The sequence below is a fragment of the Bosea sp. 124 genome (assembly GCF_003046175.1).
In the GTDB taxonomy this organism is placed as follows: domain Bacteria; phylum Pseudomonadota; class Alphaproteobacteria; order Rhizobiales; family Beijerinckiaceae; genus Allobosea.
In genome coordinates this window covers 2087710-2105730 of sequence record NZ_PZZM01000001.1, presented here as the reverse complement: position 1 = coordinate 2105730, position 18021 = coordinate 2087710, and the positions used below count along the sequence as shown (strand labels likewise).

The window sequence follows — 18021 nt, the reverse complement described above, 5'->3', positions numbered from 1 at the left end:
CACCGTGAATCACAGATCAAACGAATTTAATAGGTCCTGAGCCTAGTCGACTTGCCGCAGCGCCGCGGCGGCCGCCAGCGTCCCGATCACGATCGCCGCCAGCGACAGCGCGCACAGGATCAGGAACGGCGTCAGGAACGGAATCGTGCCGCCGAGAGCCGCATTCGCCGCCGAGACGCCGAAGATCAGCACAGGCACCGTCAGTGGGGCGACCAGCACGGGCAGGATCAACCCGCCCCGCCGCAGCCCCGCGGTCAGCGCGGCGCCACCGGCCCCGATGAAGCTCAGTGCCGGCGTGCCGACCAGAAGCGTCGCCGCGACCGGCAACATCGCCTCGCCGGGCAGCGCCACCAGCAGCCCGAGCAGCGGCGCAGCCAGCGCCAGCGGCAGCCCCGTCGTCAGCCAATGCGCCAGCCCCTTGGCCAACACGACGAGTTCCAACGGCAGCACGGAGGCGCGGATCAGGTCGAGCGAGCCGTCCTCCTCGTCACCCTGAAACAGCCGATCGAGCCCGATCAGCATCGACAGAAGCGCACCCAGCCACAGGATCGCCGGGCCGATCCGTGACAGCAGGTTGAGATCCGGCCCAAGCGCGAAGGGCACCAGCACCACAATCGTCAGGAAGAAGACGAGCGCAAGTTCGCCGCCGCCTCCGGCGCGCGAGGCCAGTGCGAGATCGCGCCGGAGGATGGCGAAGAAGGCGCGGCTCACGGGCCGATCCTCAATTCGCGCGCCCCGTCGAGGCCGAGCGGCCCATGCGTCGCGGCCAGAATCGCTCCGCCCTGCGCCAGATGATCCCGCATCAGCCCGGTTAGCATCGTCTGGGCGGCGAGGTCGAGCGCCGACATCGGCTCGTCGAGAAGCCAGAACGGCCGCCGCGATACCAGCAGCCGGGCCAGCGCCACCCGGCGACGCTGCCCGGCAGAGAGATAGCCCACCGGCAGCTCCGCGACATGCTGCAGGCTGACCGCCGCCAGCGCGGCGTCCGGTGCCACCGCGGCATCGCCGAGCAGCGCCTGCGCGAAAGCGAGATTTTCTCGAGCCGACAGCGCCGTCTTGAGCCCGTCGCGATGCCCGATCGCATGGCTCAGCTCAGCCATCGCCGCCTCCGCCGCGCCCTCGATCGCAATCGTGCCCGCCTCCGGTCGCAACCGGCCGCACAGCATGGCGAGCAGGCTGGACTTGCCGGCACCGTTGCGCCCGGTCAGCGCGATCGCCTCGCCCGGGCCAAGCCGGAAATGCACGCCCTCGAAGATAAGCCGACCGCCACGGCGGCAGGCCAGGTTCTCGGCGGTCAAGGCCAGGTTCGGGACAGAAAAATGCGTCAAGGCCGAAGCGTCTTCCGGGGCGTCAGGTCTGCGAAGGAACGCGCTTCGTTCATGTAGCGGGCTTCTTGGAATTGCTCTATAGAACCCGTGGCTACGCCGCACGCCGATCCGGCGCGGGGCTCGGGCACTCCCGAGGCGGCGCGCGCGTCATGCGCATTAGGCCTTCGATCCGGCGATCCCGCAAGGCGTCTGTCGGCTCGCGACCGCAACCCCTTGATCAGGATCAGCCCGCATGGCTTCGCTCGACTCCTTCAAATGCCGCCAGACGCTCACCGTCGGCAGCAAATCCTATGAATATTATTCGCTGCCGCTCGCCGAACAGAACGGCCTGCCGGGGATCTCGAAGCTGCCGTTCTCGATGAAGGTGCTGCTCGAGAACCTGCTGCGCTTCGAGGATGGCCGCTCGGTCTACAAAGCCGACATCGAGGGTTTCGTCGCCTGGCTGACCGACAAGGGCACCGCCGGCAAGGAAATCGGCTTCCGCCCCGCCCGCGTGCTGATGCAGGACTTCACCGGCGTTCCCGCCGTGGTCGACCTCGCCGCGATGCGTGACGGCGTCGTCGCGCTCGGCGGCGACCCGGCCAAGATCAACCCGCTTGTGCCGGTCGATCTCGTCATCGACCACTCGGTCATCGTCGACGAATTCGGTACGCCCAAGGCACTCGCCCAGAATGTCGAGCTCGAATATGAGCGCAATGCCGAGCGCTACCGCTTCCTGAAATGGGGCCAGGGCGCGTTCGACAATTTCCGCGTCGTCCCGCCCGGCACCGGCATCTGCCATCAGGTCAATCTCGAATACCTCGCCCAGACCGTCTGGACCCGCAAGGAGACCATCGACGGCGTCGAGGTCGAGATGGCCTATCCCGACACCGTCGTCGGCACCGATTCGCACACCACCATGGTCAATGGTCTGGCCGTACTCGGCTGGGGCGTCGGCGGCATCGAGGCGGAAGCTGCCATGCTCGGCCAGCCGCAGTCGATGCTGCTGCCCGAGGTGATCGGCTTCAAGCTGACCGGCGCGCTCAAGGAAGGCATCACCGCCACCGACCTCGTGCTGACCGTCACGCAGATGCTGCGCAAGAAGGGCGTCGTCGGCAAGTTCGTCGAGTTCTTCGGCCCCGGCCTCTACAACCTCACCCTCGCCGACCGCGCCACCATCGCCAATATGGGCCCGGAATACGGCGCGACCTGCGGCTTCTTCCCGGTCGATGCCGAGACGCTGGAATATCTCACCACGACCGGCCGCGCCACCGACCGGATCGCGCTGGTCGAGGCTTACAGCAAGGCGCAGGGGCTCTTCGCCACGATCGAGACCGCCGACCCGGTCTTCACCGACACACTGGAACTCGACCTCTCGAGCGTGCAGCCCTCGATGGCCGGCCCCAAGCGCCCCGAAGGCCGCATCGACCTGAACGGCGTCGCCAAGGGCTTCAAGGCCGCGATGGACACCGAATACAAGAAGGGCGGGGAAATCGCGCGCCGCGTTCCGGTCGAGGGCCAGCCCTTCGATCTCGGTCATGGCGACGTCGTCATCGCGGCCATCACCTCCTGCACCAACACCTCCAACCCCTCGGTGCTGATGGCCGCGGGCCTGCTCGCCCGGAACGCCGTCGCCAAGGGCCTCAAGGTCAAGCCCTGGGTGAAGACCTCGCTGGCGCCGGGCTCGCAGGTCGTCGCCGAATACCTGGCCAAGGCCGGCCTCCAGACCGACCTCGACGCCCTCGGCTTCAACCTGGTCGGGTTCGGCTGCACCACCTGCATCGGCAATTCCGGCCCGCTGCCGGCGCCGATCTCGAAGGCGATCAACGAACAGGGTCTGATCGCCGGCGCCGTGATCTCGGGCAACCGCAACTTCGAGGGCCGCGTCTCGCCGGACGTGCAGGCGAACTACCTCGCCTCGCCGCCGCTGGTCGTGGCCTATGCGCTGGCCGGCTCCGTGCAGATGGATCTGACGACCGAGCCGCTCGGGCTTGGCTCGGACGGCAAGCCCGTCTTCCTTAAGGACATCTGGCCCTCCAACAAGGAGATCCAGAGCTTCATCGCGAAGAACGTCACCCGCGCCATCTTCGAGGCGAAATACGCCGACGTCTTCAAGGGCGACGCGCATTGGCAGGCGGTGAAGACCCCGGAAAGCCAGACCTATGCCTGGGAGGACGCCTCGACCTACGTCCAGAACCCGCCCTATTTCCAGGGCATCAGCAAGACGCCGTCGCCGGTCACCGACATCAAGGGTGCCCGCATCCTCGGCCTCTTCGGCGACAAGATCACCACCGACCACATCTCCCCGGCCGGTTCGATCAAGGCGGCCTCTCCCGCAGGCGCCTATCTCACCGAGCATGGCGTCGCGGTGGCCGACTTCAACCAGTACGGCACGCGGCGCGGCAATCACGAGGTGATGATGCGCGGCACCTTCGCCAATATCCGCATCCGCAACCACATGATGGGGCCGAACGGACGCGAGGGCGGCTACACCATCCACTATCCGAGCAAGGAAGAGCTGCCGATCTATGATGCGGCGATGCGCTACCAGCAGGAGAAGGTGCCGCTGGTCGTCTTCGCCGGCGTCGAATACGGCAACGGCTCCTCGCGCGACTGGGCCGCGAAGGGCACCAACCTGCTCGGCGTCAAGGCCGTGATCGCGCAGAGCTTCGAGCGCATCCACCGCTCGAACCTGGTCGGCATGGGCGTCGTCCCCTTCACTCTGCAGGAGGGCACGAGCTGGGCCTCGCTCGACCTGAAGGGCGACGAGACCGTCTCGATCAAGGGCCTCGCCACGGTGAAGCCGCGCCAGATGCTGGAAGCCGAGATCACCTATGCCGACGGCACGGTGAAGCAGGTGCCGATCCTCTGCCGCATCGATACGCTGGACGAGATCGACTACTTCAAGAACGCCGGCATCCTGCACTACGTCCTGCGCGGCATCGCGGCCTGACCGTCCTTCTTCGTCATGGTCGGGCTCGTCCCGACCATCCACGCCTTTGCTGGCCGAGCGCGGTGCTCAGGACGTGGATGCCCGGCACAAGGCCGGGCATGACGGGATGGCAGCCGGTGACCGCCAAGGTTGTCCTCGCCCGTCCCCCGGTGTAAGGGGGCGTCACAGTCATCCTTTGGCGGGGGGCTTGGGGCAGGCGCAGGGCTAACACCCGCGCCCGGATGTCGTCCGCCTCCATCATCAAGACGGGAGCACCCGCATGTCCGCCACGTTCGAGACGGTCGCCGGAATCATTTCGGAGACCTGCGACATTCCGCGCGAGAAAATCACCCCCGAGAGCCATGCGATCGCCGATCTCGGCATCGACTCGCTCGCCTTCCTCGACATCGCCTTCGCGATCGACAAGGCCTTCGGCATCAAGCTGCCGCTCGAGCAGTGGACGCAGGAAGTCAATGAGGGCAAGGCGCCCGCCGAGCAGTATTTCGTGCTCGAGAACCTGTGCAAGCGCATTGACGACCTCGTCGCCGCCAAGGCGGCCTGAGCCAGACCGCATCGACAATAGATCAGCCCCCTCTCCCAAGGCGCCGCCAGCGGTTCCTCGGGACGGGGGCTATCGACGTTCAGGACGGGCGATCTTGAGCGGAACGGCCTCAGCCGTTAGAGCATAGCCGCGTCGGAGCGGGCTTCGACACGCGTCATCGACGATCGGAAGCGCATGCGCCTCGAATATTTCGACATGATCGACACCGTGCTGGCCTTCGAGCCGGGCGAAAAGCGCATCATGACGCGCTCGACCGTGCCCGCCGCCGATGCCAGCCCGGTTTTCGAGGGGCATTTCCCCGGTCACCCGCTCGTGCCCGGCGTGCTTCTGACCGAGACCATGGCGCAGGCCTCGGGCTATCTCCTGCTCGCCCTCAACGGCATGACGCAGATGCCGTTCCTGATGACCGTCGACAAGGCGCGCTTCCGCACCTTCGTCGAGCCCGATGCCGTGCTCGACATCACGGCCGAACTCGTCATCGAGGGCTCCGGCTATGCCGCGACCAAGGCGAAGATCGCCATCGCCGGCAAGCCGATCTGCGATGCGGAACTTCGCTTCCGCCTGATGCCCTTCCCCGCCGATATGCGAAGCCTGATGGAGGCGCGCCTTGCCGCCATCGGTCTTGCTCCGGAACAGGCCTGACCATGCAGCGCGACGTCGTCATCACCGGAATCGGCCTCGCCTCCAGTCTCGGCGAGGGCATCGAGACCCATGCGGCCGCCCTCGCCGGCAACACTGCGCCGGTCGTCGACACAGCGAGCTTCGCCCCCTACCCGGTCCATCCGCTGAAAGCCCTCGAGCTCGACCGGCAGATCCCGAAGAAGTCCGACCAGCGCCAGATGGAGCCCTGGCAGCGCCTCGGCGTCTATGCGGCCGGCCTCGCGCTGGACGGCGCCGGGCTGAAAGAGGATGCCGAGGCGAAGAGCGTGCTCCAGGTCATCGTCGCGGCCGGAGGCGGCGAGCGTGACCATGCCGTCGACGGCGCCATCCTCACCGGCTTGCGCGGCGCCAACGCGCCCGGCTCCTTCCTCAACGAACGGCTGATGGGCGATCTGCGCCCGACCCTGTTCCTGGCGCAGCTTTCCAACCTGCTCGCCGGCAATATCGGCATCGTCCACGGCATCACCGGCGCCTCGCGCACCTTCATGGGCGAGGAGCAGGCCGGCGTCGACGCGATCCGCACCGCCCATGCCCGCATCGCCTCCGGACAGGCCGAGGTCATGCTGGTCGGCGGCTCCTACAATGCCGAGCGTCGCGACATGCTGCTGCTGTTCGAACTCGGCGGCTATCTGCGCAAGGGCGATTTCGCCCCGGTCTTCGACCGCGACGACGCGCCCGGCCTCATCGCCGGCAGCGCCTCCGCCTTTCTCGTGCTCGAATCCGCCGAGCGCGCCGCCGCCCGCGGCGCCCGTGCCCATGCCCGGCTCGACCGGGTGGTCGCCACCCGCTCGAAGCGCCAGCCCGGCACGGTCGAGACCACCCTGCGCAGCCTGCTCGCCGATCTCGGCACGGTTTCGCCCGGAGCGCTCGCCATCTCCGCCGCAGCCGGGGTCGCCCGCATCACGGCGGAAGAAGCCGCCGCCATCGCCACCCTGCCGCAGGCTCGCCGCATCGCGACGGGCGATCTCGTCGGCCACGCTGTCGAGGCCGCCTTCCCCGTCTCGGTCGCGCTCGCCGCTGCCGCCCTCTCGACGGGGCAGGCGCAGGAGGCCGTCGTCACCGGCGCCGGCCACTGGCGCGGCGAGGGTGTAGCCCATCTGGTCAAGGCCTGAGGACGGTTCCATGAACGCGATCAACCAGACCCCTTCGCACCGCGACTCCAAGGGCCGCCCGATCGTCGCCGTCACGGGACTCGGCATCGTCACCTCGCTCGGTCAGGGCAAGGACGCCAACTGGGAAGCGCTGACCGCTGGACGCTCCGGCATCCACGCGATCGAGCGGTTTCCGACGCAGGGCCTGCGCACCACGATCGGCGGCACCGTCGATTTCCTGTTCGACGGTCCGTTCACGGCGCCGCAGCTCTCCGAGAAGCTCGCCATGCTGGCCGCCGAGGAGGCCGTCGGCCAGAGCGGGCTCGGCAAGCCGGGCGATTTCCCAGGCGAGCTCTTCATGGCGGTGCCTCCCGTCGAGATGGAATGGCCGCAGAAGCAGGAACTCGCCGCGACCGTCGAGGGCGAGGTCGATTACGATGGCCTGCTGCGCGCGGCCGCCTCGCTGAAATTCAGGCCGATGCACGAGATGTTCCTGTTCGGAACGGTCGCCGACCATGTCGCGGACGCATTCGGCACCAAAGGTTCGCCGATCTCGCTGTCGACCGCCTGCTCGTCCGGCGCGACCGCGATCCAGATGGGTGTCGAGGCGATCCGGCGTGGCGAGACCGACGCTGCGCTCTGCATCGGCACAGACGGCTCGATCCATGCCGAGGCCTTGATCCGCTTCTCGCTGCTCTCGGCGCTCTCGACCCATAACGACCCGCCGGAAGCAGCCGCCAAGCCCTTCTCCAAGAACCGCGACGGCTTCGTCATGGGCGAGGGCGCCGGCGCGCTCGTGCTGGAGGATTACGACCATGCCCTGGCGCGCGGAGCTGCGATCCTCGGCATCGTCGCCGGCTGCGGCGAGCGCGGCGACGGCTTCCACCGCACCCGCTCGAGCCCGGACGGCAAGCCGGCCATCCTCGCCATGCAGGACGCGCTGGACGATGCCGGGCTGAAGCCTGACGACGTCGACTATATCAACGCCCACGGCACCTCGACGCCGGAGAACGACAAGATGGAGGCGATGAGCTGCGCCGCCGTCTTCGGCGAGCGCATGGGCAGGCTGCCGATGTCCTCCAACAAGTCGATGCTCGGCCACACCCTGACAGCGGCCGGCGCCGTCGAGGCGGTGATCTCGTTCCTGACCATCGCCCATGGCCGCATCCCGCCAACGATCAACTACACCACGCCCGATCCGGCGATCGCGCTCGACGTCGTGCCCAATGTCGCCCGCGATGCGACGGTGCGCACCGTCCTGTCGAACTCCTTCGGCTTCGGCGGCCAGAACACCAGCCTCGTCCTGACCGCGGAGCCCGCGCGCACATGACCCGGATCCTCGTCACCGGAGGCGCCAAGGGGGTTGGCGCAGCGATCGTGCGTGCGCTGGCGGCAGCCGGCCACGACGTCGATTTCACCTATCGCAGCTCGGGCGAGCAGGCTCTGGCGCTCGCAGCCGAGATCGCGCAGGCCTATCCCGGTCGCAGCATCGACGCCCTCCCGCTCGACCTTTCCGACAAGGCCGCGCTCGACGCCTTCTGCGACGAACGCGAGGGCGAGGGCGAGAGCTATTTTGGCCTGATCCACAATGCCGGCCAGCCCTATGATTCGCTCGCCGCGATGATGGTGCAGGACAAGGCGGAGGCGGCGATGCAGGTCAATTTCTGGGCCTTCACCCGCCTCGCCAAGAGCCTGATGCGCAACATGATCCGCGCCCGCGCTGGACGCATCGTCGCGATCGGCTCCGTCGCGGCTTTGCGCGGCAACCCTGGCAATGCGGCCTATGCCGCATCCAAGGGCGCCCTGATCTCCTATGCCAAGACGCTCGCGGTCGAGACCGGCAAGCGCGGCGTCACCGTCAACATCATCGCGCCGGGCTTCGTCGACACCGACATGATGGCGCCCTACGCCGCCTATCGCGACAAGATGCAGGGCCAGATCCCGGCCGGGCGTTTCGCGAAGCCGGAAGAGGTCGCGGGCCTCGCCGCCTTTCTGATGAGCGAGCCGGCGGCCTACATCACCGGCACGGTGATCCCGATCGACGGCGGCGTGACCGCGCATCTCGGCGTGCATCGCTGAGAATCGACCAGGCCGGCCGCTCGTGCTAGGTTCAGATTGAACCAGGATGAACCGCGGGGAGATCGCGTCATGACCGCAGCCTTCACCATCCGCCTCGACGACGAGATGCTGGCCAAGCTCGACGCGCTGGCTGCCGACACGGACCGCTCGCGCAGCTGGATCGCGGCCAAGGCCATCGAGTCCTATGTCGAGCTGAACGCCTGGCAGATCGCGCGCATCAAGGAAGGCATCGCGGAAGCGGATCGCGGCGAGTTCGCTACTGATGATGAGGTCCGGGCCGTATTCGATAAATATCGGACAAAGGCGTGAAGGTTCATTGGTCCTCGCGCGCTCTGGCCGAGATCGATACCATTTTTGCCTTCGTCGCGGCCGCAGATCGAGCCCTTGCTGAACGATTGACCTTCGAGATCGAGGCTAGAGCCGCCAAAATGGCCGAGTATCCAGAGATGGGACGTCCGGGTCGCGTTGACGGCACCCGCGAATTCGTGGTCACCGGGACGCCCTATATTATCCCTTACCGCGTCCGTGACGGGCGTGTTGAAATCCTGGCCGCGCTGCACGCCTCGCGTGAATGGCCGGATCACCTTTGAAAGACATTCGATTCCCATGCGTTCCCTCCAGCTTCATGGCGACCGCGACCTCCGTCTCGAGGAGATCGAGCCGCCGCCGCCGCCCGCCGCCGGCGAGGTCCAGATCCGCATCCGCGCGATCGGGCTGAACTATCTCGACATCTGGGGTTTTCGCGGCATGGCCTTCGCCAAGCGCAAGATGCCGCAGGCGGCAGGCGTCGAGGCGGCGGGCGAAATCGTCTGCATCGGCGAGGGCGTCACGGGCCTCGCGGTCGGCGACACGGTCACGGCCTATGGCGCCGACACCTGCGGCCAATGCAAGGCCTGCCGCGAGGGCCGCGACAATCTCTGCGAGAACGTCGCCGGGATCATGGGCTTTCACATCGACGGTTTCGCCCGCGAGCTACTGAATCGCGAGGCCAGGCTGGTGATCAAGGCGCCCCCCGGCGTCTCCTTCGAGGATGCCGCCTGCGCGCCGATCGGCTTCGGCACGGTCCAGCACATGCTGTTCGACAATGCCCGGCTGGAGCCCGGCGAATCGGTGCTGGTCCATGCCGGCGGCTCCGGCATCGGCACGGCCGCGATCCTGATGGCCAAGGCCATCGGCTGCACCGTCTACACCACCGTCGGCGACGACGAGAAGGGCGCCAAGGCCAAGGCGCTCGGCGCCGATTACGTCATCAACTACAAGACCGAGCGCTTCGAGGGCGAGGTTCGCCAGCTCACCAAGCGTAAGGGCGTCGACGTCGTCTTCGAACATGTCGGCGCCGACACCTGGAACGGCTCGCTGCTCTGCCTCAAGCGTGGCGGAAGGCTCGTCACCTGCGGCGCGACCTCGGGTGCCTCGACGACGATGAACCTGATGCAGCTCTTCCAGCAGCAATATCGCATCACCGGCTCCTTCGGCTGCCGGATCGAGAATATTCGCCAATCGCTCGAGAAGATGGCCGGCGGCATGAAGCCGGTGATCGATTCGGTGTTTCCGCTCGAGGATTTCGAGAAGGGCCTGGCCCGTCTCGAAGGCCGGCAGGTCTTCGGCAAGGTCGTCGTGACGTTTTGAAGCCTCTGCGAACGGACGCAGCTTATCGGCCCGAACGTGCGCAAAACTTGACGAAGCCGCGTTCCTGCCCCAAGTCGCGGCTTCAGCCCGGCCTCGAAGGTCACGCGGGCGAGATGGGGCCGGACCGATCTTGAGACGACTGAAGATGTTCGCCGCGCGCGCCGGCGCCATGGTGATGATCGGCCTGATCCGGGCCCTGTTCGCGTTCCTGCGCCTGCTCGGGCCCGAGCGGTCGAGCGACCTTGGCGGCTGGCTGCTGCGCACGGCCAGTCCGCTGATCCCGGTCAACCGCGTCGCGCTGGCCAATATCCGCGCCGCCTTTCCCGGCATGGCCGAGCCGGAGGTGCGCCGCATCGCACGCGGCGCCTGGGAAAACCTGGGCCGGACCGCCGCCGAATACGCCCATCTGAAGACGCTGTTCGACTATGACTATCTCAATCCCGACGCGCCCTCGCGCGTCGAGGTCGACGGCATCGAGCACTTCATCGCGCTGAAGGACGACGCGAAGCCCGGCCTGATCTTCTCCGCCCATCTCGCCAACTGGGAGCTGCCGGCGATCTGCGCGGCGGCCTACGACCTCGAGACCACCGCAGTCTTCCGCGCGCCCAACGATCCGGCCATCGCTGCGATCGTCCACGAGATCCGCTCCGGCGCCATGGGCGGCCTCGCCGCGGCAAAACAGGGCGCGGCTTTCGCCATGCAGGGCGTTCTCGAACGCAACGGTCATCTCGGCATGCTGATCGACCAGCACTTTACCCGCGGCGTCGTGGTGCCTTTCATGGGCCGCCCGGCCCTGACCAACCCGATTCTCGGCAAATTCGCCCGCCGTTTCGAATGCCCCGTGCATGGCGTGCGCGTCATCCGCCTGCCCAGGCAGCGCTTCCGGCTGGAGCTGACGCCGCCGCTCGACCTGCCGCGCGACGCCGCCGGCGAGATTGACGTCCAGGGTGCGATGGCGATGATGACGGCGGTGGTCGAAGGCTGGGTCCGCGAGCATCCCGAGCAATGGCTCTGGATGCACCGGCGCTGGCGGCCGAACATGATCGCGGCCCCCGCCGCCGAGGCCGGCATGGCGGTTGCACACACACCGCTTTTCAAGGCAACGTGATTTCCAAGTGAGATGGATTGGGCGCTTTGGTAACGCCTGAGATGTAACATCTCGCCGAGTTCAAGCCATGACCGTCCTCGCGCGCCTCCTTTCAGCCTCCATCGCCCTGCTCGTCCTGGGCGGTGCGGTCGCGCGCGCCGAATCCGCGGACAGGCAGCCGAAGGCGGTGATCGAGCTCTTCACCAGCCAGGGCTGCTCCTCCTGCCCGCCGGCCGACGCGCTCTTCGTCGAGCTGGCGCGCAACCCGGACATGATCGCGCTGACACTGCCCGTGACCTATTGGGACTATCTCGGCTGGAAGGACACGCTCGGGAAGGACAGCTTCGCCAAGCGGCAGAAATTCTACGCCAAGGCGCGCGGCGACGGACAGGTCTACACGCCTCAAGCCGTCATCAACGGCGCGTCGCATGTCGTCGGCTCCGACAGGATCGAGATCGAGCGGGCAGCCAAGCAGCCATCCGGCGCGGGCTTCGTCGCGAAGGTCTCCCTGAAGGAAGAGGCGGGCGCACTTCAGGTCAAGCTTGCGCCGCTGGATGTTCCTGCCGAGCGGACGGCCGGCGTCTGGGTCCTGGCGACGACGCGGATGGTCACGGTTCCGATCGCGCGCGGCGAGAACCAGGGCAAGACCGTCTCCTACGCCAATGTCGTGCGCGGCATGACCCGTATCGGCGACTGGGACGGCAAGGAGGCGACGCTGACCGCGTCGCTTGCCGCGACACAGTCGGCGGAAGCCGACAGCTATGTCGTGATCGTCCAGGCGGAACAGCCCGGGAAATACGGCATGATGCCGGGTGCGATCCTGGGCGCGGCGCGCAGCCCGCGCTGAGACGCTTTCAGAGCATCACCACCTTGTTCGGCAGTTCGTCGACATCGTCCGGCCGGCGCGGCGCGTGGTTCGCCAGCACGGCTCCGACGGCGCGGACGGCGTCGACCAGCCCGCCCCGCAGGCGATCCTCCCGGGCAGCCACGAGGACCGACTCGATGATCGTGTCCCACACCGCCTGATCGACCTTCCCGTCGATGCCCGTATCGGCGAGGATTTCCGCATAGCGCTCCTGGATGGCGACATAGAGCAGCACCCCGGTGCGCTGGCGGGTTCGCGTCAGGCCGCGTGCGGTGAATTCGCGCAGCGCCACGTCATGGGCACGCTGGCGCTTGACGAAACCCGGCACGAAACGGCCGCCGCGCCCATACCAGAGCAGCGTACCGAGCAGCAGCGCCGCACAGATGAGCTGGATCAGGAAAATCCGCGGCGCGCTCGTCTCCGACAGCGCCAGCAATGGCCAGGGCACGAGCAGCGACAGTGACAGCGCCATCACCACGGGAACCGTCCGATAGCTCGACGCGGCATGGTCGATCACGACGACGATCTCGGCGGCCGTCAGACCTTCGGCCTGACGCACGGCCTCCGCGATCGCGTCCCGGTCCTGCTCATCCATCACCAGTCTCCCGAGGCGCCGCCGCCGCCGGACGATCCGCCGCCGCCCGAAAAGCCGCCGCCTGAACTCGACCCCGAACTCCAGCCGCCGCCCGAGCCCGAGCCTGTGCTCCAGCCGGAGCTCTGCGGCAGCGTCACCCAGCGTCCGTTGCGCAGCCGGTGGCGTCGCGCCCCGCCGCTGCCGCGGAACTCGTTCATGAAGGCGGCGATCAGGATGAAGACCATCAGCATCGTGAAGACGATCGCGATCGCCTCCGCAGTCGAGCTGTCATCGCTGCGGACGCTGGCGCGACGCTGCCATTCCTCGGCGTCCCCGGCGAGAATGCTCAGGATCGCATCGGCTCCGCCCTCGATCCCTCCGGCGAAGTCGCCCGCCTTGAACTTCGGCGCGACCGCCGTGGTGATGATGACCTTGGAGAGAGCGTCGGTCAGCGCACCTTCGAGCCCATAGCCGACCTCGATGCGGACCTTGCGCTCGTTCGGCGCGACCAGCAGCAGCACCCCGTTGTTGGTCTTGGCCTCGCCCAGCTTCCAGAACCGGAAGAGCCCGTTGGCATAGTCCTCGATCGTGAGGCCCTGCAGCGAGGGCACCGTCGCGACCACGAGCTGGTCGGACGTCTTGTCCTCATGGGCCTTGATCTTGCCCTCGATGCGCTGGCGCGCCTCGGATGCGATCAGGTTTGCGCCGTCGACGATCCGGCCCGTGAGCGCGGGATAGGACGGATCGGCGGCATGGGCGAGCGAACCGAACAGCGCCGCGAGCAGCGCGATGCACACGGCCGTCATTCTCGGGCGTAGCGAGGCGGAGGCGCGAGAAACGCTCGTCCAAGCGTCTGATGCCCGAGACTCTCTTGCAGGAGATGCGCGGCTCGAGCCCGAGCATGACGACTGATTCAGGCGCACGGCCCGGACTCTTCGGCCGCCCTCAGAACTTCACCGCGGGCGGCCTCTCGGCCCCGGTGGTCGCCGCGAAGCTCTCCATCGCCTTGGCCCCCCAGAACAGCCGGGCCCAGATCACGCCGGGAAAGGTACGGATTTCCGTATTGAAGGCCTGCACCGCCTGGATGAAGTCGCGCCGCGCCACGGCGACGCGGTTCTCCGTGCCTTCGAGCTGGGACTGCAGCGCCAGGAAGTTCTGGTTGGACTTCAGGTCGGGATAGCGCTCGACCGTCACCAGCAGCCGCCCGAGCGCGCCGCTGAGCTGGTTCTGCGCGTCCTGGAATTCCTTGAACCGGACGGGGTCGGTGATCGTCGAGGCATCGACCTTGACCTGGCTCGCCCTGGCACGCGCCTCCACGACGGCAGTCAGCACCTCGCGCTCCTGCGAGGCGTAGCCCTTCACCGTCTCGACCAGATTCGGGATCAGGTCGGCGCGGCGCTGGTACTGGTTCTGCACCTCGCCCCAGCTCGCCTTGGCCTTCTCCTCCAGTGTCGGCACGTTGTTGACGCCACAGCCGGCCAGCGCCAGCCCGAGCAGCGCAACAGCCGCGACGGCGAGAGGTCGACGAAAGATCGTGGAGAGCGCAAACGACATGCCGGGGCCCCTTTGGCACTGTCTCGGAAACAACGATTCGGACCTTATCCCTCCAGGACGAACGGTCCAAGACGAATGCAGGCATGGCGCAGACTGATGCCGGCGCGCTAACCTCCTCCGGGGCCCGCCAATCAGGAGATCGGACCATGCGATTCTCAGTTGAGGCCTGGTGCTGCTTGCACCGGGCCGCGGTCTTCAGTCTGCTGGCCTGCGTCGCACCGACCGGCCCCGCCCAGGCCCAAACTCAGCCTCAGGCGCCGGTGCTCGCCCCCGCACCGGAAGCCGCGACCGGGCGGATCGCCAAGTCCACCGCCACGGCCCGGCGCTTCATGGTGGCGGCCGCCAATCCGCTGGCCGCCGCCGCTGGCCGCGACATCCTGCGGGCCGGCGGCAGCGCGGCCGATGCGGCGGTCGCGATCCAGCTCGTGCTCAACCTTGTCGAGCCGCAAAGCTCCGGCATCGGCGGCGGAGCCTTCCTGCTGCACTGGGACGAGACCGCAAAGCGGCTGACGACCCTGGACGGCCGCGAGACGGCGCCCGGTGCCGCAAAGCCCGACCGCTTCATCGGTCGCGACGGCAAGCCGATGCGTTTCGCCGATGCGGTCGTGGGCGGGCGCTCGGTCGGCGTGCCCGGCACGCTCAAGCTGCTGGAAGACGCGCATCGACGCTGGGGCCGTCTGCCCTGGGCACAGGTGCTCGCGCCCGCGATCAGCTTGGCGGAGGAGGGGTTTCCGATCTCGCCCCGCTTGAACGGCTTGCTTTCGGGCGAGACCAATCTGGCCAGGGACCCGCGAGCCGCCGCCTATTTCTACGGACCGGACGGCAAGGCCAAGCCTGTCGGCACGATCCTCAAGAACCCGGCCTTCGCGGCAACGCTGCGGGCCATCGCCGAAAGCGGCTCGAATGCCTTCTATTCCGGCTCGGTCGCGCAGGACATCGTCGCGACCGTCACCGGCCATGCGAGCAATCCCGGCGACATCACGCTGGACGATCTCGCGGCCTACAGGATCGAGGAACGCGAGCCGGTCTGCGGCGCCTATCGCGTCTGGCGCATCTGCGGGATGGGGCCGCCGAGTTCGGGTGCCGTCGCGATCCAGCAGATGCTCGGCATCCTCGAAACGCGCGATCTCGCGCGTCTCGGTCCCGGCGCCGAAGCCGCGCACTGGTTCGCCGAAGCCGGCCGGCTCGCCTTCGCCGACCGCAACCTCTATCTCGCCGATCCTGCCTTCATCGGCATCCCGCTCACGGGGTTGATCGACCGCGACTATATCCGCTCGCGGGCCGGTCTCGTCAGCCCCGACCGCTCGATGGGCCGCGCTAGGGCCGGCGAACCGCCCAACAAGCGCGCACAGCGGCTCGCCCCCTCCGACGGCATCGAGAACGGCACCAGCCATATCTCCATCGTGGATGCCGGGGGCAACGCGCTCTCGATGACCACGACGATCGAGGACGGCTTCGGCGCGCGGCTGATGACGGCCGGCGGCTTCCTGCTCAACAACGAGCTGACCGACTTCAATTTCGCGCCGGAGGAGGACGGAAAGCCCATCGCCAACCGCGTCGAGCCCGGCAAGCGGCCGCGCTCCTCGATGGCTCCGACGCTGGTCTTCGACGCCTTCGGACGGCTCTATGCCGTCGTCGGCTCGCCCGGCGGCAGCCAGATCATCGGCTTCGTCGCCAGGACGCTGGTGGCGCTGCTCGACTGGAAGATGGACCCGCAGGCCGCTGTCGATCTCGGCAATTTCGGCAGCCGCAACGGCCCGACGGAACTGGAGAAGGGCACCGAAGCCGAGGCCTGGAAGGCGGCGCTCGAAGCGAAAGGCCACGAGGTCCGCCTGCTCGAGATGACCTCTGGCATCCAGGCCATCCTCAAGACGCCGGAGGGTTTCGTCGGCGGCGCGGATGGACGCCGGGAAGGCGTCGCGATCGGGGATTGAACGGCGAAAATTTCCAGATCAGGAGGCAGACCGCTGGCCACCCGCTCCCCGCCCGGCGATCAGCCAGTAGACGAAACCCGTCGCAGCGCCGACCAGCACCAGCGCGCCGATGACCTGCACCTCGGCCCCGCTCGGCGTGCGCGCCAGGCCCAGCATGCCGAGCGGCAGAAGCGCCGAGAGCAGGCCGGTGAGCCCGCTCTGGATCAGCCCGCTGCGCAGGCCGAACAACTCGGAACCGACTGCGACCAGCACGACAGGCGCGACGATGATCGCAAAGCCGAGCCGCCCGAGCAGGGCGAAGGCCGCCTCCGCGGTGGGGCCGGGATCGACGCCACCTTCGGCGAGCCCGAACAGGGCATCCAGCAAACGCTCGAAGCCGCCACCGATCAGGAGCGCGAGGCCCGGCGAGACGACGCTCGCGACCATCATCGCCACGAGGCCGGCGGCCATCGCCATCACCAGCGCAAACGGAATCAGCAAGAGCCAGCGCAGCATCGGGGTCAGCCGGCAACCGCGGTGTCGGTCGGCTCGCCCTGGTCCAGCATCAGCCGGGCGCGGGCAGACAGCTTTTCGGTCTCGCTCTTGAGCTGGCCGCAGGCCGCGAGGATGTCGCGCCCGCGCGGCGTCCGGACCGGCGAGGCATAGCCGGCGCGGAAGACGATCTCGGAGAAACGCTCGATCCGGTCCCAGTCCGAGCACTCGTAGCGGGTGCCGGGCCAGGGGTTGAACGGGATCAGGTTGATCTTGGCCGGGATGCCCTTGAGCAGCCTGACCAGATCGCGCGCCTCCGCATCGGAATCGTTCACGCCCTTCAGCATGACATATTCGAAGGTGATCCGCTTCGCATTCGAGACACCGGGATAGGTCCGGCAGGCCTCCATCAGGTCGCGGATCGGGTATTTCTTGTTCAGCGGCACGAGTTCGTTGCGCAGATCGTCGCGCACCGCATGCAGCGAGATCGCCAGCATCGTGTTCATCTGCGAGCCGAGCGGACCGATCTGCGGCACGACGCCCGAGGTCGACACCGTGATGCGCCGGCGCCCCAGCGAAAGCCCCTCATTGTCGGAGATGACATCGATCGCCTCGCGCACGCCGTCGAAATTGTAGAGCGGCTCGCCCATGCCCATGAAGACGATGTTGGAAACGAAGCGCCCGCCATCATTCGGCACGAAGGCGCCATCCGGCGCGATGCGGTTGGGAAAATCGCCGAGCCGGTCGCGCGCCACCATCAACTGCGCGACGATCTCTTCCGTCGTCAGGTTGCGCACGAGGCGCTGCGTGCCGGTGTGGCAGAAGGTGCAGGTCAGCGTGCAGCCGACCTGGCTGGAGACGCAGAGCGTCCCGCGATCGACCTCGGGGATATAGACGCATTCGATCTCGGCGCCGCGGTCGCGCGGCCCGGTCGGGGCCATGCGGATCAGCCATTTGCGGGTGCCGTCGGTCGAGACCTGCTCGGCCGTGACTTGCGGAAGGTCGAGCGTGAAGCGCTCGGCCAGTGCGGCGCGCAAGCCCTTGCCGATCGTCGTCATCGCGGAAAAGTCGCGCACGCCGTAATGATAGATCCAGTTCCAGAGCTGGCCGACACGCATGCGCCGCTCCTTCTCCGGCACGCCGATCTCGGCCAGCGCCTCGGCGAGGCCGGCGCGCGTGCGCCCGACCAGCGACAGACGCTGCAAAACAGGTTCGGCCGCTGGCGCGGCGGGTTCAAGGACGGAGAGGGTCATCGGAACTCTGGCTCGGGTCGGGC

Annotated in this window: 19 protein-coding genes; 12 read left to right on the top strand and 7 right to left on the bottom strand. The window is 67.7% G+C overall.

Annotated elements, in window-relative coordinates:
- Positions 1-42: 42 nt before the first annotated feature.
- Positions 43-711 (bottom strand): heme exporter protein CcmB, encoded by a 669-nt coding sequence (gene ccmB / locus C8D03_RS09855; protein WP_108046101.1) that lies wholly within the window; start codon positions 709-711, stop codon positions 43-45.
- Positions 708-1304, bottom strand: a complete 597-nt coding sequence (ccmA, locus tag C8D03_RS09850; RefSeq protein ID WP_108051462.1) for a heme ABC exporter ATP-binding protein CcmA — start codon at positions 1302-1304, stop codon at positions 708-710. Before ccmA ends, ccmB begins: the two co-directional genes overlap by 4 nt.
- A 256-nt stretch (positions 1305-1560) precedes the next feature.
- Here ccmA and acnA point away from each other — a divergent pair, with 256 nt between their 5' ends.
- From acnA to C8D03_RS09795, 11 genes are all read left to right on the top strand, one after another.
- The gene (gene acnA, locus C8D03_RS09845; RefSeq protein WP_108046100.1) at positions 1561-4260 is read left to right on the top strand and encodes an aconitate hydratase AcnA; all 2700 of its coding nucleotides are present in this window, start codon (positions 1561-1563) and stop codon (positions 4258-4260) included.
- 259 nt (positions 4261-4519) lie between these two features.
- Complete coding sequence (locus C8D03_RS09840; protein ID WP_054211782.1) at positions 4520-4801, top strand: acyl carrier protein; 282 nt, start codon at positions 4520-4522, stop codon at positions 4799-4801.
- A 174-nt stretch (positions 4802-4975) separates the two neighbouring features.
- A complete protein-coding gene (locus C8D03_RS09835) occupies positions 4976-5443 on the top strand; it encodes a 3-hydroxyacyl-ACP dehydratase FabZ family protein (RefSeq protein ID WP_108046099.1) in 468 nt (155 codons plus the stop codon).
- A gap of 2 nt (positions 5444-5445) precedes the next feature.
- Positions 5446-6573, top strand: a complete 1128-nt coding sequence (locus tag C8D03_RS09830) for a beta-ketoacyl-ACP synthase (protein ID WP_108046098.1) — start codon at positions 5446-5448, stop codon at positions 6571-6573.
- A gap of 10 nt (positions 6574-6583) precedes the next feature.
- Positions 6584-7882 (top strand): beta-ketoacyl-ACP synthase, encoded by a 1299-nt coding sequence (locus tag C8D03_RS09825; protein ID WP_108046097.1) that lies wholly within the window; start codon positions 6584-6586, stop codon positions 7880-7882.
- Positions 7879-8631, top strand: a complete 753-nt coding sequence (locus C8D03_RS09820; RefSeq protein WP_108046096.1) for an SDR family oxidoreductase — start codon at positions 7879-7881, stop codon at positions 8629-8631. The genes C8D03_RS09825 and C8D03_RS09820 overlap by 4 nt, the downstream gene beginning before the upstream one ends.
- Before the next feature lie 69 nt (positions 8632-8700).
- Positions 8701-8940, top strand: a complete 240-nt coding sequence (locus C8D03_RS09815; protein WP_108046095.1) for a CopG family ribbon-helix-helix protein — start codon at positions 8701-8703, stop codon at positions 8938-8940.
- Complete coding sequence (locus tag C8D03_RS09810; protein WP_108046094.1) at positions 8937-9221, top strand: type II toxin-antitoxin system RelE/ParE family toxin; 285 nt, start codon at positions 8937-8939, stop codon at positions 9219-9221. The genes C8D03_RS09815 and C8D03_RS09810 overlap by 4 nt, the downstream gene beginning before the upstream one ends.
- Before the next feature lie 16 nt (positions 9222-9237).
- Positions 9238-10260, top strand: coding sequence for a zinc-binding dehydrogenase (locus C8D03_RS09805; protein ID WP_108046093.1), 1023 nt, complete (start codon positions 9238-9240; stop codon positions 10258-10260).
- A gap of 175 nt (positions 10261-10435) precedes the next feature.
- Positions 10436-11368 carry a lipid A biosynthesis lauroyl acyltransferase gene (locus tag C8D03_RS09800; RefSeq protein ID WP_248308671.1) on the top strand — a complete coding sequence of 311 codons (933 nt, stop codon included), beginning with the start codon at positions 10436-10438 and terminating at the stop codon, positions 11366-11368.
- 67 nt (positions 11369-11435) lie between these two features.
- A complete protein-coding gene (locus C8D03_RS09795; protein ID WP_108046091.1) occupies positions 11436-12194 on the top strand; it encodes a DUF1223 domain-containing protein in 759 nt (252 codons plus the stop codon).
- A gap of 7 nt (positions 12195-12201) precedes the next feature.
- Here the strand turns inward: C8D03_RS09795 and C8D03_RS09790 are convergent, their stop codons facing one another.
- From C8D03_RS09790 to C8D03_RS09780, 3 genes are all read right to left on the bottom strand, one after another.
- Positions 12202-12807 (bottom strand): TPM domain-containing protein, encoded by a 606-nt coding sequence (locus tag C8D03_RS09790; protein ID WP_108046090.1) that lies wholly within the window; start codon positions 12805-12807, stop codon positions 12202-12204.
- Positions 12807-13592, bottom strand: a complete 786-nt coding sequence (locus C8D03_RS09785; RefSeq protein WP_108046089.1) for a TPM domain-containing protein — start codon at positions 13590-13592, stop codon at positions 12807-12809. The genes C8D03_RS09790 and C8D03_RS09785 overlap by 1 nt, the downstream gene beginning before the upstream one ends.
- Before the next feature lie 139 nt (positions 13593-13731).
- On the bottom strand, positions 13732-14340 hold the full coding sequence (locus tag C8D03_RS09780; RefSeq protein WP_108046088.1) for a LemA family protein: 609 nt from the start codon (positions 14338-14340) through the stop codon (positions 13732-13734).
- Between the two features lie 146 nt (positions 14341-14486).
- On the opposite strand from C8D03_RS09780, the gene ggt reads away from it, so the two are divergent.
- On the top strand, positions 14487-16274 hold the full coding sequence (ggt, locus tag C8D03_RS09775; RefSeq protein ID WP_108046087.1) for a gamma-glutamyltransferase: 1788 nt from the start codon (positions 14487-14489) through the stop codon (positions 16272-16274).
- Positions 16275-16292: 18 nt separating this feature from the next.
- Here ggt and C8D03_RS09770 read toward each other — a convergent pair whose 3' ends face one another.
- Complete coding sequence (locus C8D03_RS09770) at positions 16293-16769, bottom strand: hypothetical protein (protein WP_108046086.1); 477 nt, start codon at positions 16767-16769, stop codon at positions 16293-16295.
- Positions 16770-16774: 5 nt separating this feature from the next.
- A complete protein-coding gene (gene rlmN / locus C8D03_RS09765) occupies positions 16775-17998 on the bottom strand; it encodes a dual-specificity RNA methyltransferase RlmN (RefSeq protein ID WP_108046085.1) in 1224 nt (407 codons plus the stop codon).
- Positions 17999-18021 lie beyond the last annotated feature (23 nt).